At 64.2% G+C, this 16061-nt stretch carries 16 protein-coding genes; 9 read left to right on the top strand and 7 right to left on the bottom strand.

Annotation, left to right across the window (positions count from 1 at the left end; all coding sequences use genetic code 11):
- The first annotated feature begins 1 nt into the window (after position 1).
- Genes NLY42_RS13135 through NLY42_RS13150 form a run of 4 tightly spaced genes read left to right on the top strand, consistent with a single transcriptional unit; the run spans position 2 to position 4163 of the window.
- Positions 2-313, top strand: a complete 312-nt coding sequence (locus NLY42_RS13135) for a sarcosine oxidase subunit delta (protein WP_023683197.1) — start codon at positions 2-4, stop codon at positions 311-313.
- Entirely contained in the window at positions 310-3303 is a 2994-nt protein-coding gene (locus NLY42_RS13140; protein ID WP_023755049.1) for a sarcosine oxidase subunit alpha, read from the top strand. The genes NLY42_RS13135 and NLY42_RS13140 overlap by 4 nt, the downstream gene beginning before the upstream one ends.
- Positions 3296-3880: a sarcosine oxidase subunit gamma gene (locus NLY42_RS13145; protein WP_023755048.1), complete on the top strand. Its 585-nt coding sequence runs from the start codon at positions 3296-3298 to the stop codon at positions 3878-3880. The genes NLY42_RS13140 and NLY42_RS13145 overlap by 8 nt, the downstream gene beginning before the upstream one ends.
- Positions 3881-3932: 52 nt before the next feature.
- Positions 3933-4163, top strand: a complete 231-nt coding sequence (locus tag NLY42_RS13150) for a hypothetical protein (protein ID WP_023691851.1) — start codon at positions 3933-3935, stop codon at positions 4161-4163.
- A gap of 140 nt (positions 4164-4303) precedes the next feature.
- Here NLY42_RS13150 and NLY42_RS13155 read toward each other — a convergent pair whose 3' ends face one another.
- Positions 4304-4537, bottom strand: coding sequence for a DUF680 domain-containing protein (locus tag NLY42_RS13155; protein ID WP_023671148.1), 234 nt, complete (start codon positions 4535-4537; stop codon positions 4304-4306).
- Positions 4538-4722: 185 nt separating this feature from the next.
- On the bottom strand, positions 4723-5367 hold the full coding sequence (locus NLY42_RS13160) for a TetR/AcrR family transcriptional regulator (RefSeq protein ID WP_023744166.1): 645 nt from the start codon (positions 5365-5367) through the stop codon (positions 4723-4725).
- A 26-nt stretch (positions 5368-5393) separates the two neighbouring features.
- Here NLY42_RS13160 and NLY42_RS13165 point away from each other — a divergent pair, with 26 nt between their 5' ends.
- Positions 5394-5972, top strand: coding sequence for a hypothetical protein (locus NLY42_RS13165; RefSeq protein ID WP_156933715.1), 579 nt, complete (start codon positions 5394-5396; stop codon positions 5970-5972).
- Positions 5926-6315, top strand: a complete 390-nt coding sequence (locus tag NLY42_RS13170) for a hypothetical protein (protein ID WP_156933716.1) — start codon at positions 5926-5928, stop codon at positions 6313-6315. The genes NLY42_RS13165 and NLY42_RS13170 overlap by 47 nt, the downstream gene beginning before the upstream one ends.
- A gap of 251 nt (positions 6316-6566) precedes the next feature.
- Here NLY42_RS13170 and NLY42_RS13175 read toward each other — a convergent pair whose 3' ends face one another.
- From NLY42_RS13175 to NLY42_RS13185, 3 genes are read right to left on the bottom strand one after another with little or no spacing between them, the layout of a single operon-like run.
- On the bottom strand, positions 6567-7601 hold the full coding sequence (locus NLY42_RS13175) for a phosphotransferase (RefSeq protein WP_023755047.1): 1035 nt from the start codon (positions 7599-7601) through the stop codon (positions 6567-6569).
- Positions 7598-8113 carry a MaoC family dehydratase gene (locus tag NLY42_RS13180; RefSeq protein WP_280790513.1) on the bottom strand — a complete coding sequence of 172 codons (516 nt, stop codon included), beginning with the start codon at positions 8111-8113 and terminating at the stop codon, positions 7598-7600. Before NLY42_RS13180 ends, NLY42_RS13175 begins: the two co-directional genes overlap by 4 nt.
- A complete protein-coding gene (locus NLY42_RS13185) occupies positions 8110-8925 on the bottom strand; it encodes an SDR family oxidoreductase (RefSeq protein WP_023695624.1) in 816 nt (271 codons plus the stop codon). The genes NLY42_RS13180 and NLY42_RS13185 overlap by 4 nt, the downstream gene beginning before the upstream one ends.
- 126 nt (positions 8926-9051) lie before the next feature.
- Here NLY42_RS13185 and NLY42_RS13190 point away from each other — a divergent pair, with 126 nt between their 5' ends.
- Genes NLY42_RS13190 through NLY42_RS13200 form a run of 3 tightly spaced genes read left to right on the top strand, consistent with a single transcriptional unit; the run spans position 9052 to position 11544 of the window.
- The gene (locus tag NLY42_RS13190) at positions 9052-10290 is read left to right on the top strand and encodes an acyl-CoA dehydrogenase family protein (RefSeq protein WP_023686451.1); all 1239 of its coding nucleotides are present in this window, start codon (positions 9052-9054) and stop codon (positions 10288-10290) included.
- Complete coding sequence (locus NLY42_RS13195; RefSeq protein ID WP_084558271.1) at positions 10193-10495, top strand: zinc-binding dehydrogenase; 303 nt, start codon at positions 10193-10195, stop codon at positions 10493-10495. Before NLY42_RS13190 ends, NLY42_RS13195 begins: the two co-directional genes overlap by 98 nt.
- Positions 10496-10506: 11 nt before the next feature.
- Positions 10507-11544 (top strand): zinc-binding dehydrogenase, encoded by a 1038-nt coding sequence (locus NLY42_RS13200; protein ID WP_023755046.1) that lies wholly within the window; start codon positions 10507-10509, stop codon positions 11542-11544.
- A gap of 181 nt (positions 11545-11725) precedes the next feature.
- Here the strand turns inward: NLY42_RS13200 and NLY42_RS13205 are convergent, their stop codons facing one another.
- Positions 11726-14857 (bottom strand): efflux RND transporter permease subunit, encoded by a 3132-nt coding sequence (locus NLY42_RS13205; protein WP_023755045.1) that lies wholly within the window; start codon positions 14855-14857, stop codon positions 11726-11728.
- Positions 14854-16017, bottom strand: a complete 1164-nt coding sequence (locus tag NLY42_RS13210; protein WP_023691844.1) for an efflux RND transporter periplasmic adaptor subunit — start codon at positions 16015-16017, stop codon at positions 14854-14856. Before NLY42_RS13210 ends, NLY42_RS13205 begins: the two co-directional genes overlap by 4 nt.
- Between the last annotated feature and the right edge of the window lie 44 nt (positions 16018-16061).

Consider the following 16061-nt stretch of genomic DNA (forward strand, 5'->3'; position numbering starts at 1 on the left):
AATGCTTCTCATCCGCTGCCCCTATTGCGAGGAAGAGCGCCCGGAGCTCGAGTTCCGTAACGCCGGCGAGGCGCATATTGCGCGTTCGGCCAACATGGCGGGCGAGAGCGACGACGATTTTGAAAAGTTCTTCTTCATCCGCTCGAACCCCAAGGGCATCATCTATGAGCGCTGGCGCCACATCCATGGCTGCGCACGCTTCTTCAATGCGGTGCGCGACACCGTCACCGACAAGTTCGTCATGACTTACAAAGCCGGCGAGCCGAAACCGTCCAAGCTGCCCAAAAACTCCAACGAAATGGCTTCCAAATGAGCGGCGCGTTCCGCATTCCGAGCGCCGGCCGTCTCAGCCAGGCGAAGACCGCGCGGTTCTCTTTCGACGGCCAGTCTTACACCGGCATCGAAGGCGACACGCTGGCCTCGGCGCTGCTTGCCAATGGCGTGCATTTGGTGGGACGTTCGTTCAAGTATCACCGTCCGCGCGGCTTCCTGTCGGCCGGAGCGGAAGAGCCCAACGCGCTGGTCGAGGTCAAGCGCGACGCGGCACGCAAGGCGCCCAACATCCGCGCCACGGTGCAGGAGCTCTATGACGGGCTCGTCGCCAACTCGCAAAACCGCTGGCCGTCGCTCGCCTTCGACGTCGGCGCGGTCAACGACATTGCATCGCCGCTGTTTTCGGCCGGTTTCTACTACAAGACCTTCATGTGGCCGAAGGCGGCCTGGAAGAGCCTCTACGAGCCGAAGATCCGCGCCGCGGCCGGCCTCGGCGTTTCGCCTGACAAGCCAGATCCCGACCATTATTCGTCGCGCTATGCGCATTGCGACGTACTGGTGCTAGGCGGCGGTGCGGCCGGCATTGCGGCAGCGCTCGCCGCTGCCGAAACCGGCGCGCGTGTCATCCTCGCCGATGAACAGGCCAGCTTCGGCGGCAGCCTGCGCTTCGAGAGCGGGGCGAAGATCGACGGCCAGGACGGTTATGCCTGGGCGCAAGGCGCGGTGGCCAAGCTCACCGCCCTGGACAATGTCCGCGTTTTGTCGCGGACGACGGCGTTCGGCTACTACGCGCAGAACTTCGTCGGCCTGGTCGAGCGGGTCAGCGACCATCTGCAAAACCCCGGCCACGATTTGCCGCGCGAGCGCCTATGGCAGGTACGCGCCAAGCGCGTGGTGCTGGCGACCGGCGCCATCGAACGCCATATGGTGTTTGCCGACAATGACCGGCCCGGCATCATGCTGGCCTCGGCGGCGCGGACTTATCTCAACCAGTACGGTGTCGCGGTCGGCAAAAATGTCGGCGTCTACACCGCAAATGACTCGGCCTACTCCGCCGCGATCGACCTGAAGAAGGCCGGCGTCAACGTGGCGGCGATCGTCGACCTGCGCGACCATCCGACCGGACCTGTGATCGACGAGGCGAGGGCGCTCGGGATCGAGGTCAATTTCGGCCGCGCGGTGATCCGCGCCGGCGGCAAGTTGCGCGTGACCTCGATGACGGTGCAGCCGAAGAATGGGGGCGGCGAGCGCACCATTCCGGTCGACGCCATCCTGATGTCGGCCGGCTGGACGCCGTCGGTGCATCTGTTCTCACAGTCGCGCGGCAAGGTCGCCTTCAATGACGAGACCAAGCGCTTCGTGCCGGGCATCTATGCGCAGGACTGCGTTTCGGTCGGCGCCTGCAACGGTACGGATGGGCTCTCGGCGTCGATCGATGAGGCCTATGCGGCCGGCGCAAAGGCGGCGAAGGATGCGGGCGGCAAAGTGGCCAAGGGCGTAAAGCCGAAGGTCGACGCGTCGGAAAGCTGGTCGCGCGGCATGCTGGGCGCGGCGCCCGGCGCCGGGCCGGACAAGACGGTCAAGGCCTTCGTCGATTTTCAGAACGACGTCACCGCCAAGGACATCCGCCAGGCGGTGCATGAAGGCATGCGCTCGATCGAGCACGTCAAGCGCTTCACCACCAACGGCATGGCGACCGACCAGGGCAAGACGTCCAACATGCACGGCCTTGCGATTGCCGCCGAGACGCTTGGCAAGCCGATCCCCGAGGTCGGGCTGACCACATTCCGCGCGCCCTATACGCCTGTCACTTTCGGCGCGATCGTCAGCCATTCGCGCGGTCCGCTGTTCGACCCGACACGCAAGACCGCGATCCATCCCTGGGCGCAAGCGCAAGGCGCGGTGTTCGAGGATGTCGGCCAGTGGAAGCGCGCCTGGTATTTCCCCAAACCCGGCGAGGACATGCACAAGGCGGTCGACCGCGAATGCGTCGCTGTGCGCACCAATGCCGGCCTGTTCGATGCCTCGACGCTGGGCAAGATCGAAGTGGTCGGGCCGGATGCGGCCAGGTTCATGGAACTGCTCTACACCAATCCGTGGGAGAAGCTTGAGCCCGGCCGCTGCCGCTATGGCATCATGCTGCGCGAGGATGGTTTCATCTATGATGACGGCGTCGTCGGCAGGCTGGCGCCGGACCGTTTTCATGTGACGACCACGACGGGTGGCGCGCCGCGCGTCATGAACCATATGGAGGACTATCTCCAGACCGAGTTCCCGCATCTGAATGTCTGGCTGACCTCGATAACCGAGCAATGGGCGGTCATCGCCGTGCAGGGGCCGAAGTCGCGAGACATCATTGCACCGCTGGTCGAAGGCATCGACATGTCGGACGAGGCGCTGCCGCATATGTCGGTGCGCGAAGGCAAGATCTGCGGCGTGCCGACCAGGCTGTTTCGCATGTCGTTCACCGGCGAGCGCGGTTTTGAAGTCAACGTGCCGGCTGATCACGGCCAGGCGGTCTGGGAAGCGCTGTGGGCCGAAGGCCAGAAGCATGGCGCTACTGCCTACGGCACCGAGGCCATGCACGTGCTGCGCGCCGAAAAGGGCTACATCATCGTCGGCCAGGACACGGACGGCACGGTGACGCCGAACGATGCCGGGCTCGACTGGGCGGTCGGCAAGAAGAAGACCGATTTCGTCGGCATCCGCGGCCTGACGCGGCCCGACCTTGTCGCCAAGGGCCGCAAGCAGCTGGTCGGCTTGAAGACCAAGGACCCGAAAGTGGTGCTTGAGGAGGGCGCGCAGATCGTCGCTGACCCGAAGCAGGCGATCCCGATGAAGATGATCGGTCACGTCACATCCAGCTACTGGTCGGAAAATTGCGGTCGCTCGATCGCGCTGGCGCTGGTTGCCGGCGGCCGCGACCGGATGGGCGCCACGCTCTATGTGCCGATGCCGAACGGCGTGATCGAAGTGGAGGTTACCGGCATGGTGTTCTTCGACGAGACGGGAGGGCGCCTCAATGGCTAAGGCTGCTGCAAAGAAGACGGCCCCAGCTGCAGCGGCGTCGGTCGAGCGCCGCCCGGCCCTGGCTGGACGCGTCGTTTCCGCAACGGATGTCAAGGTCGAGGTGCTGCCGCCGGCGGAGCGCATGTCGCTGCGCGGGCCGGAGGCTTCCGTCGCGGCGCTGTCGAAGGCGCTCGGCCTGACCTTGCCGAAGCAGCCGAAAACTTCGGCGGCCAAGGCTGGCCGCACGGCGCTGTGGCTCGGCCCTGACGAGTGGCTGGTCATCGACGAGGCCGGCAAGGATCCGCTGGCCGATTGTGCTGGGGTTGCCGCATTGCATTCGGCGGTCGGCATCTCGCACCGCAACGTCGCCTTCGCCGTCACCGGCCCGGCGGCGGCCGCCGCGATCAATGCAGGCTGCCCGCAGGATTTGTCGCTCGAGGCTTTTCCGGTGGGCGCGGCGTCGCGCACCATTCTCGGCAAGTGCGAAATCCTGCTGTTGCGCACGGCAGCCGACGCTTTCCGGGTCGAGTGCTGGCGTTCCTTCTCGGACTATGTCTTTACTTTCCTGTCGGAAGCAGCCAGCGACGCGGCGGCGTAGGAACGTTTGACGGGTCAAGCCGTTCTGCTTCCCCCATCAGGGAGAACATACGATGCCGTCGAAAGCGCCGCCGAAGTCAGCTGGCAAGACGTCCGCCGTGCGCTCACTCGAACATGAGCAGCATCACGAGGTGACTGCCGAAGAAGAGGAACTCGAGGAAGGCCTCGAGGACACGTTTCCGGCCAGCGATCCGGTGTCGATCACCTCGACCGCCATCCCAGGCGCGCCGGCAAGACCCGGCAAGGCCAAGACGGTGCCGGGTCGCAAACCGCGCAAGAAATAACCCGTTCGGCTACGCCAGGTTTGAACTCAGGAAAGGCCGGCTTGCGCTGAGGAAATGGGGGCGCTGAGGAAAAAACGGGCGGCCGGGATTATCCTGCCGCCCTTAAATTAATCGTTGTGCTGTGGTCGAGCCCGATCAACTTAGAACGTGCTCGGCACGATCCATGGGTTGATCTCGATGCCGAGACGCGGGCTCTTGGCCTTGACGTCGGACTTTTCGACCGAGCCGGTCACGGCGCAATCGAGCTTGGCATTGGTCGTGGTGTCGACGCAGGTGGCGGCGGGGGCCTGCTTGGTCGAGTGTGTGTTGTTGGCGGCGAAAGCCGAGCCGGAGAGAGCCAGCACGGTGGCGAGAGCGAGAAGGGTCTTGTTCATGTCTGTCTCCATCGGTTAAATTCTTTTCGTACATGTACGATACAACGTACACATACGCCCACCGAGATGGGTTTTCAAGTCGGAAACGGACGCGTACGAAAAATCTTTTTGAACGCCGAAAATTGCGGCGCACTGACACAGCCGAAGCTGTCAGGCCGGACGTTGAATTGGAGGGGCGGGGATGCTCAGCAGTCGACCGGGGTCTCGGTCAGCGGCGGCACATTCTGAGTGCTGAGCGTGGCGAGTGTGAAATCGCACATCCGCGTCACGAAAGCCTGCGGATCCCCGAAGGGGTAGAACGGGAACGTGATCAAAAGCGAGATGGTGCCGTGGCCGACTGCCCAAAGCATGGTGGCGAGGGCGCGCGGATCGCCCTGCAGCTTGCCTGCGGCAACGCAGGCCTCGACCCTGGATATCAGCGCTTTCATCGCCGGGTTGGCCTCTTCCATGTCCTCATAGCTTCTGCCTTCCGGCAGCTTGGTCTTTTCGGTCATGAACACGGTGCGGTATTCGTTGGGATTGCCGAGCCCGAAGGCAGCATATTCGGTCATCACCGCACGCAAGGCCTCGATCGGATCGTCGGAAGGGTGCTCCTCGATGCGGCGGGCAAGTGTTTCGAAGGCATCCTCGGCCAGCGCAAACAGGATGTCTTGCTTGTCGGCGAAGTAGGAATAGACCGACATCGGAGCATAGCCGACCCGCTTGGCCAACTTTCGGATGGTCAGGCCTTCATAGCCCTCTTCCTTGACGAGCTTGTGGGCTGCGTCGAGCAGTTCGGAACGCAGTTCGGCCTTTTGTTTCTCGCGGCGTTTCTGGACGCTCAGTGGCAAGATCCGGTGCCTTTGGTTGGTTGTGCATGACTAAATATATACGCTGTACGGAAACGGGCAAGGGCGCTGTCAGGGACATCAAAAAGCGACCTCAAGCTTTCTCTCGAATAGTCGTGCCCGTTCTGGTCAATTTCGCCAGCATCTATGTCACAGCATGTGTAACCTGGGCGCACGCAGGCAACATCGGACTGTTACAAACAAAGCCTATTTGGCGGCTCTGCAAGAAATTTCGGTTTTGGGGGGCCTCTATGGCTGCGATAGAGCTTTCGTCCGGGCTGCCGGGCGCACATCCACTTTCTCATGGCGCAAGGCTGGCGCTCAGGCGGGTCGTGATAGTCGCATGGCTGGCGATCGCAATCGGCTTCGCCATGGAAGCGCTTATCTTGACTGCCGGATTTGCGGCAGGTTCGCACCCGGCCCCGACCCAGGTTCTGATAGACTTGGCGCAAGGCGTGACCTGGTCATTCTTCGTCTGCGCCGGCGTCAGCCTCGGCACGGCGATCACCAAGGCGAGCCTCGCTTGGCGGCCTGATCGCCATGATCTCGGGGCCGCTGGCCATGGGCATCGCCAAAGGTACGCAAAAGGTGATGGTGAGCGCGCTTGATGTATCGGCAAAGCCCGTGATCCTGTCGCTCACTACGCTCGGTATGTTGCGGGCGATCGAGTATGGTTTGCTGGGCTGGATGCTGGCTTCGCTGGCATCCAAGGAAGAACCTCGCTCGCTGCATTTCATGCTGGCGGGTGCCTTGGCCGGCGCGGTGTTCGGCGGCGGGATCACGGCGCTGACGATCGAGACTGCCGCAGCCAAGGACATTGCGCTGGCATTGCCGCAGGCTGTCGCCACCGGCCTCATTGAGATCGTGTTTCCGATCGGATGCTCGCTGGTCGTCTACATCGCCCTGCAAGTCAGCCGGCACATGAAGTTCATTTCCAGCGATGCGCGCTAGAGCCGGATGATTTCCCGTCGAATTGACCTGAAATCAGAATCCGGCTCTAAATCAAATAGATAGAGCATGATGTCGTCCGAAAACCGCTTCACACTTTTCGGCATCATGCTCTGTCTACAGACGGTGATCGGTTTGCGTCCTGTTTCCAGGCCGGTTGCCACCACCTCCGTGTGGGCTTGCTCCCCGGTCGGGGAACGGAACTGATCCGATCTGTCATCAAATTGCGTCGACCACAATATCTCATTGTCGACTCAGGTTCGGTCGATCAGCTTGGCGGCAAGGTGCGACAGCAGCTTCACCGCTTCGCCATAGGTTTTTGCCTTCTCCGGATTGGAGGCGTTGCCGTCGAGCGCCCGCTTGTAGACACCCTGGCAGATGGCAGCCAAACGGAAGAAGGAGAAGGCGAGGAAGAAGCTCCAATTGTCGATGCCGGCCAGCCCGCGCCGACGGCAATACGCCGCGACATAGGCTTCCTCCAAGGGCAGGCCGAGGGCGGCGCGGTCGACGCCGCCAAGACCGCGAAAGCCCGAGGCGTGCGGCAGGCGCCATTGCATGCATTGATAGGCGATGTCGGCGAAGGGATCGCCGAGTGTCGACAGTTCCCAGTCGAGCACCGCCAGCACTTTCGGCTCACTGGCTGCGAAGATCATGTTGTCCAGCCGGTAGTCGCCATGCACGAGGGATATCCGGCCGTCATCGGCCGGCATATGCGTCTCCAGCCAGGCGATCAGCCGGTCCATGTCGGCGACCGTGCCGGTCTCCGAGGTGCGGTACTGGCTGGTCCAGCGTGCCAGCTGGCGTTCGAAGTAATTGCCGGGTTTGCCGAAATCGCCGAGCCCGACCGCCTCGACATCGACATCGTGCAGGGCCGCCAGCGTGGCGTTCATAGCATCGTAGAGGGCGGCGCGCTCATCGTTGCCAGCGGCCTCCGGCACTGCCGGATCCCAGAAGATGCGGCCGTCGAGAAAATCCATGACGTAGAACATGCGGCCGATCGGCGTCGCCTCCGCCGACAGATGCAGCATCGCCGGCACCGGCACGGCGGTGCCGGCCAGCGCCTTCATGACCGTGAATTCGCGGTCGACCTGATGCGCCGATTTCAGCAACTGGCCCGGCGGCTTGGCGCGCAGGACATAGCGGCCGCTGGCCGCGGTCAGCAGATAGGTCGGGTTCGACTGGCCGGATTTGAATTTTTCGATGGAATGAAGCCCGGCAAAACCCGGGATGTGCGCCCCGAGATAGGGCGCTAGTGCCGTCTGGTCCAGCGCGTTGGCGTCGCCGCTCATGCGGTCTCCGGCTCACGCTCGATCAGCGTCAGCGTCAGCCAGCGCGCCGTCAGCGCCGGCTTCTTCGAGCCTTCGATCTCGATGGTCACGTCATGCGCCGTCTGCACCCAGCCCGACGGCCTGACCTTGACGTCGGCCAGCACGAAGCGGGTGCGGATGCGCGCGCCGGTCTTCACCGGCGCCAGGAAGCGCAGCGAATCGAAACCGTGGTTGACGCCCATCTTGCCCTTTTCCAGCGGCGGCATGGTCTCGAAGGTCATCGCCGAGAGCAGCGACAGCGACAGGAAGCCATGCGCGATGGTGCCGCCGAACGGCGTCTCGTTTTTGGCCCGCTCGGGGTCGCAATGGATGAACTGGTGGTCGTCGGTGGCGTCGGCGAACTGGTCGATCATGGTCTGTGTGACCTCGCGCCATGGCGAGACGCCGACTTCCTTGCCGACGCTGGCCAGAAGCACATCGAGACTGATCGGTTCCACTGCGGTGTCCTCCCCTTGCCGCCGACCGCGGCTCATTCCTTGAACAATGTCAGCCCATGCTGCACCGACTGCCCGCCGTCGATCGGCAGGATGGCGCCGGTGACATAGGAACCGGCACGGCTGCACAAATAGAGCGTTGCGCCGCCGATGTCATCCGCCACGCCGATACGGCCGATGGGGACATGGCTGCCGACATGTCTGGCCTTTTCTTCGGTGCCGGTGGCAAAGGCGGTCATCCGGCTCTGGAAGGGGCCGGGGGCGAAGGCGTTGACGGTGATGCGCCGCGCCGCGAGTTCGATCGCCAGCGTGCGCGTCAGGTGGTGAACGGCGCCCTTGGACGCGGTGTAGGAATAGGCGTCGTCGGCCAGCGGCTGCGTGCCCATCACCGAGCCCAGGTTGATGACGCGGGCCGGATCGGCATCGCTCGCGGCGGCTTCCAGCAGCGGCAGCAATTCGCGCGTCAGATGGAAGACGGCGGTGACGTTGACGGCGAACACCTTGGCCCAGCCGCTATAGGGAAAATCCTCCAGGGAGGCACCCCAGGATATGCCGGCATTGTTGACCAGAATATGCAGCTTCTCGGTGCGCGCCTTGACCTCGCTGACCAGCGCGGCAATGCCGGCTTCGCTCGAGACGTCACCGGCGAAACCTTCGGCACTGCCGGAGCCGCCGAGCCCGTTCAACTCAGCGGCGACCTTGATGCAATCCTTGCCCTTGCGCGAGGCGATCATCACGGTAGCGCCGGCCTGGACCAAAGCGGTCGCAACCATGCGGCCGATGCCGGTCGCGGCTCCCGTTACCAGCGCGGTCTTACCCGCGACTGAGAACAGTTCTTCCAGATAGCTCATCGCAATTCCTCCGCGCCTTTCTGCTCACGGTCCGGGGCGAAAGGGCTCGCGTTGACAAGGCTAACCGAAGTACGGTCATCCTTGCCACGGGTAAAGTGCCTGGATGCGTGAAAGGGTTGGAGACCGATGGCGGACATCAATCTCGGCATGACCGAGCGGCTGAAGCCGATCCACGCCCGCGTCGCCGCTATGGTGCGCGACGAGATCATGCCGCTCGATCATGAGTTTTTGAGCGAGGTCGGCAAGGGCGGCGACCGCTGGGTCTATACCGCGCGGCAGACCGAAATCCTCGAAGGGTTGAAGAAAACGGCCAAGGATCGCGGCCTGTGGAATTTCTGGCTGACCGGCTCCGAGCGCGGCTATGGGCTGTCAACCGTCGAATATGCCTATCTGGCCGAGGAGATGGGCAAGGCGCATCTCGGCGCGGAGACCTTCAATTGCTCAGCGCCCGACACCGGCAATATGGAGGTGCTGGAGCGCTATGGCTCGGAGGACCACAAGCAGGCATGGCTGGCGCCGCTGCTCGAGGGGAAAATCCGCTCGGCCTATCTGATGACGGAGCCGGATGTCGCCTCCTCCGACGCCACCAACATCGCCATGCGCTGCGAAAAGCAAGGCGGCGACTATGTACTCAACGGCGAGAAATGGTGGGCGTCGGGGGCCGGGGACCCGCGCTGCGCCATCTACATTGTCATGGTTCGCACCGGCGAAGCCGAGACGCAGCACCGCCGCCATTCGATGATCCTGGTGCCGTCCGGCACCAAGGGCGTGACCAAGCTGCGGCCGATGCAGGTCTATGGCGACGACGACGCGCCGCATGGCCACATGCATCTTCGCTTCGACAATGTCAGGGTGCCGGCCGGAAACCTGATCCTCGGCGAGGGCAGGGGGTTCGAGATCGCCCAGGGGCGGCTTGGCCCCGGCCGCATCCACCATTGCATGCGCGCCATCGGCCAGGCCGAAATGGCGCTGGAGCTGCTGTGCCAGCGCTCGGTGCGCCGCGAGGCCTTCGGCCAGCCCTTGGCCAAGCTCGGCGCCAATTTCGACATCATCGCCGAATGCCGCATGGAGATCGAGATGGCGCGGCTGCTCTGCCTCAAGGCGGCGTGGATGATCGACCAAGGCGATGCGCGCGCAGCCGCGCCCTGGATCAGCCAGATCAAGGTCATCGCACCGCGCGTCGCGCTCAAGGTCACCGACGAGGCCGTGCAGATGTTCGGGGCGCAAGGCATCAGCCAGGACACGCCGCTGGCACGCTCATGGACGCATCTGCGAACCCTGCGCCTCGCCGACGGGCCGGACGCCGTGCACCGCCGGCAGGTGGCGCGTACGGAGCTCAGGAAATACACGCAGGAAAAGGTCTGAGCGGATGAAGGCCATTATCGCCCGCGATTTCGCGCCGCTCGGCCAGCTCGTCCATGCCGACAATCTGAAGGAACTGGTCGGCTGGCATCTCGCCGGCAAGGTTTGGCCGGTCATCGAAGGCACTTATCCGCTGGCCGATGCCGCCGCCGTGCTGACGCGCGTGCTTGGCCGTGGCGCATCCGGCAAGCTCATCCTCAAACGTTAAGGAGCCCCGCCATGGCGATACCTTCAGACATGAGAGCACTGCTGCTGATCGGCGACGGCTACACCAGGACGCCCTCCGGCAGCGTGCTGGAGGCGATGGAGCCGTATCTCACGCTGGGCAGCATCGGCGTGCCGACGCCCGGACCGAGCCAGGTGCTGATCAAGGTCAGCCTCGCCTCGATCAACCCGTCCGACGTCATGTTCATCAAGGGCCAGTACGGTCAGCCGCGCGCCAAGGGCCAGCCGGCCGGCTTCGAGGGTGTCGGCACGGTCGTTGCCAGCGGCGACGAGCCCTATGCGAAAAGCCTGATCGGCAAGCGCATCGCCTTCACCACCGGCGTCACCAATTGGGGCGCGTGGGCGGACTATGCAGTTGCCGAAGCTGCCGGCTGCATTCCGCTGCTCGACACGGTCCGCGACGAGGATGGCGCGGCGATGATCGTCAACCCGCTCACGGCGCTCGCCATGTTCGACATCGTCAAGCAGACGGGCGAAAAAGCCTTCATCATGACCGCCGGCGCCAGCCAGCTTTGCAAGCTGATCGCGGGTCTCGCCAAGGAGGCTGGGTTCCGGCCGATCGTCACCGTGCGCCGCGACGAGCAGATTCCGCTGTTGAAGGAGATCGGGGCTGCCCATGTGCTCAACGAGAAGGCGCCGGATTTCAAGGCAGCACTACGCGATGTGGTCAAGGCCGAGCAGCCGCGCATCTTCCTCGATGCCGTGACCGGGCCGCTGGCCTCGGCGATCTTCGACGCCATGCCGAAGCGCTCGCGCTGGATCATCTATGGACGGCTCGATCCGGACACCACTGTCATCCGTGAGCCCGGCCAGATGATCTTCCAACACAAGCACATTGAAGGCTTCTGGCTGGTCGAATGGATGCGCCAGTTCCGCGACAAGCGCGGCCCGGCGATCATGGAAGCACAGAAGCGCTTTTCGGATGGGCGCTGGTCAACCGACGTGACGGCGGTGCTACCGCTGGATGAGGCGATGGCGAAGGTCCCGGCGGAGCTGGCCAAGCCGAACGGGAAGGTGTTTATCAGGCCGTGACTTTCTACCCTCCCCCTTGTGGGGAGGGTCGACGAAGAGCAATTTTGCTCTTTCGTCGGGGTGGGGGTCTTGGCTCCTACCTCTGTTATTCGCGGGAGCGCTGGACCGACGTTAGTTGGCGCTGCACCCCCACCCCGGACCTGCGGTCCGACCCTCCCCACAAGGGGGAGGGTAAGCGGAGCTACTCCGCCGGCTCGACATTGGCGTACGCCGCTTCCTCAAGCTCCCGCTTCAGCCTCGCTTCCTCATGCGTCTTCGGCGTGACGAAGCGGCCGAGCAGGAGGTAGGCGACCGGGGTCAGGAAAAGCGTCGAGACGGTGGCGAGACCCAGCCCGCCGACGATGACCCAGCCGAGCGCGATGCGCGCTTCGGCACCGGCGCCGGCGGCCAGCACCAGCGGGACCCCGCCGAGGATGGTGCAGATCATCGTCATCATCACCGGCCGCAGGCGGATGATCGAGGCCTGCTCGATCGCCTCGCGCACGCCGAGGCCGCGGTCGCGCAGCTGGTTGGCGAATTCGACGATGAGGATGCCGTTCTTGGCCATGACGCCGACCAGAAGCACGAGGCCGATCTGGCTGTAGGCATTGAGGCTGGTGCCTGACAAAAGCAGCGCAAAGATTGCGCAGGCAAGGCCGAGCGGGACCGTCGCCATGATGATGACGGCGCTGACGAAGCTTTCGAACTGGGCGGCAAGCACCAGGAGGATGATGACCAGCGCGAAGCCGAAAATGGTGATCATGGCGCTGTTGGTCTCGCCGAGCGTCGCGGCTTCGGCCAGCGGCAGGACGCGGCTGCCCGGCGGCAGCAGCGGGGCGGCGATCTGCTCGGCAACGCCGAGCGCGTCACCCAGTGCGAAATTGCCGTTCAGGTTCGAGGTGATCGCCACCGAAGGCTGCTGCTGTTCGCGGGTCAGCGACGGCGGCACGGCGCGCTCGGTCAGCGTGGCGATGGTCGACATTGGCACGAAGCGGCCGTCGGCGGTCTTCAGGAAGATGTTTTCCAGATCGGTCGGATCATTGATCGGGTTGGTGGTCGAGACCAGCTTCACGCCATAGCTGCGGTCGGCGATGTAGACATCGACGACATCGTTGCCGTCGAGCATCGCCTGCAAGGTGTTGGCGAGCCCTGATATGTCGATGCCGAGATCGGAGGCGCGCTCGCGGTCTATGGCCACCGCCAGCTGCGGCTGCGTCGGGTCGATGGAAAGCCGCGGCGTCTGGAAGCGCGGATCGGCCTGCATCCGGGCGATGATCTTGACCGCCGCGTCGCCGAGCGCCTTGCGGTCGTTGCCGACCAGCGCGAATTGCAGGCCGTTGCCGGCGCCGCGAATGCCGAGGCTATTGGCCTGCACCGGGAAGATGCGCACGGATGGCACCTGCCGGGTCAGCTGGCTTATCTGCGCCATGATCTCCTGCTGGCTGCGCGTGCGCTCGTCCCACGGCGCCAGCGTCATCACCATGAAGCCGGAATTGTAGGCGCCGTTCTGGCCGGCGTTTTCGAAGGTCGAGACGATCTCGCCGGAATCGCGCAGCGGCTGGATCAGCCGCTCGATCTTCTGCATCTGCTGCGTGGTGTAATCGAGGCTGACGCCTTGCGGCGCGTTGATGCGCAACAGCACGACGGTGCGGTCCTCGCTCGGCGTCAGTTCCTGGCGGATGGTGCCGAACAGGCTGAAGGCGACGCCCGCAAACAGCACCGCAACCAGCAGCACGATCCACGGCGCGCCGAGGCAGGCATGCAAGGCGCGCTTGTAGGCCGCGTTCAGCGCGCCACCGACGCGCGCGCCAATGCCGTGACCGCCTTCATGGTGGAGCGATGCGCCGGTCAACATGCGCGAGGCCAGCATCGGGCACAGCGTCAGCGCCACCACGCAGGAGAGCAGCACCGACATGGCGAGGACGAAGCCGAATTCGCGAAACAGGCCGCCGGTCTGTCCCGGCAGGAAGGAGATCGGCACGAAAACGGCAACGAGCGTCAGCGTCGTGGCGATGACTGCGAAGAACACTTCCTGGGCGCCGAGCACGGCGGCGGCACGAGGCCCCATGCCTTCGTTGCGCCGTCGCACGATGTTTTCCAAAACGACGATGGCGTCGTCGACGACAAGGCCGGTCGCCAGCACCAGCGCCAGAAGCGTCAGAATGTTGATGGAGAAGCCTGCGAGATAGATGGCGGCGATGGTGCCGATCATGGCGACCGGCATTGACAGACCAGGGATCAGCGTCGCGCGCCAGTCGAGCAGGAAGATGTAGATGACGATCAGCACCATGGAGATCGACAGGCCGAGCGCGATCTCGACCTCGTGCACGGCGCCGTTGACGAAGACTGCGTCGTCGCTGGTGATCTTGATCGACATGCCCTTGGGCAGGTTTTCCTGCAGCTTGGCGACGGCTGCTTTCACTCCGGTGGAAATATCCAGCGTGTTCGATTCCGCCTGACGGATGATGCCAAGGCCAATGCCGGTCTTGCCGTCGGAGCGCAACGAGGTCTGGCCGATGTCGGGACCGAGCGTGACGGTGGCGACGTCGCGGATGCGCGTCGTGCCGCCGATGATGATGTTTTCGAATTCTTCCGGCGTCGTCACATCGGCCGTGGTGCGGACGATGAGATCCTGGTTGGTGGTGGTGATCGAACCGGCTGGTGAATCGAAAGCGACCGAGGCAAGCGCTGCCCTCAGATCGGCGACAGTGAAGCCGAGGCTGGCGAGCTTGTTCTGGTCGACATCGATGCGGAAGATCTTGTCGCGGTCGCCATAGACCTGAACGTCGGCGACGCCAGGCACGGCAGCCAGTTCGTCCTCGATCTGGTCCTGGACGATCACCGTCATGTCCTGCACCGACATGGTGTCGGAGGTGACGGCCAGTCGCATCACGGCATCGGAATTGGCATCGGCCTTGACGATGCGCGGCGGGTCGGCGGTCTCCGGTATCATGTTGGCGACACGGCCGACCGCGTCGCGCACGTCGGAGGCGGCGACGTTCAAATCGACGCCGTCGTTGAACTCGATGGTGACGCGGCTCTGGCCGAAGGAAGAGGTCGACGAGATCGACTTGACGCCGGAGACGCGGGCGACCGCGCCCTCGATGGTGTCGGTCAGTTCACGGTCGACGGTTTCGGCGGCGGCACCCTCGAAGGCCGTCGACACGGTGACCACGGCGCGGTCGACATCGGGCAGTTCGCGGATTTCGACGCCATAGAAAGCGGCAAGGCCGGCCACTGCGATCAGCGTGTTCAGCACGAAGGCCATAACCGGCCTGCGGATGAAGAGTGCGGTGAAGCCGGTTTCGCTGGCGGTGCTGACGGGTGCAGTCATGAGCCTTCGGCAGCTTCCGCGGCGCGCTGATCCTGGCCGGCGATGCGGACCGCGCCGCCTTCGCTGACGCTCTGGGTGCCTTCGGTGACGACCATGTCGCCATCCTCGATCTCAGCGTCGATCAGCACCGTCTCAGTGTTGCGCTGGATGATGCGCACGGGAACGCGCCTGGCCTTGCCGTCCTCGACCTGCCAGACATAGGCGCCGTCGGAACCCCACAGGATTGCCAGCGGGCTGACGGCCGGATAGGTGTCGCCGGGGAAGCGCATGGTGATGCCGAACGACATGCCGGCGCGCAGCGAATCCGCCGGATTGGCGATTGCAGCCTTGACCAGCAGGGTGCGGCTCTTTTCGTCGATGTGGTTGTCGATGGCCGACACAGTGCCGGTATAGGCCTTGCTCGGATTGGCGATCGGCGTCGCCGACAGTTGCGCGCCGACCTTGACGGCGGCGGCGAAGCGCTCGGGCACCAGGAAATCGACCAGGATGGAGGAGCGGTCGTCAAGCGTGGCGATCGCCGACTGGCTGGTGACGTAATTGCCGGCCGATATCGGCAGGATGCCGACCGTGCCGGCGATAGGGGCGACGATCGAACGACGCTGCAAGGCGAGTTCGGCATCCTGCAGCGCCAGTTTGGCGCCGGCCAGCACCACTTGGGCATCGGCGACGGCGACCGGGGTCGCGGCGTTGGAGGCCCTCAATGATTTCACCCGCTCGAGCTTGTCCTGGGCATCCTGCAAGGCAAGCTTGGCACGATCTTGCGAGATCACCTCGGTCTCGGAATCGAGAACAGCGATGATCTGCCCCTTGTCGACGCGGGTGCCGGATTGGACGAGAAATTCAACGAGGCGCCCAGAGCTGTATGGGTTGACCGTCACCGAGGCGTTGGCGCGGCCGGTGCCGATCGCCTGCAGGCGATCGTTGATGGTGGCGGTGGTCGCCGGCAAGGCGACGACATTTGCCGGGCGGCCGGCAGCGTTGCGGCCGCCTGCCTGTTTTGTCGTGTCGACCGCACCGGTTGTGGCGGGCGCCGAAGCATAGGTCCAGTCGATGCCCCAGCGTGCCAGAACCTCCGGCGCGCCCGGGAAGAATCGCGCCCAGGCGAGGACAGCCGCGACCAGGATCACAAGCGCAAAAACGATCTGTTTCCAGGCGGCCATCGACACTCCGGTTGGCAAAACGTCTACCGGTTTCGCCAAGCAAA

This window comes from Mesorhizobium sp. C372A (assembly GCF_030323245.1).
GTDB lineage: Bacteria > Pseudomonadota > Alphaproteobacteria > Rhizobiales > Rhizobiaceae > Mesorhizobium.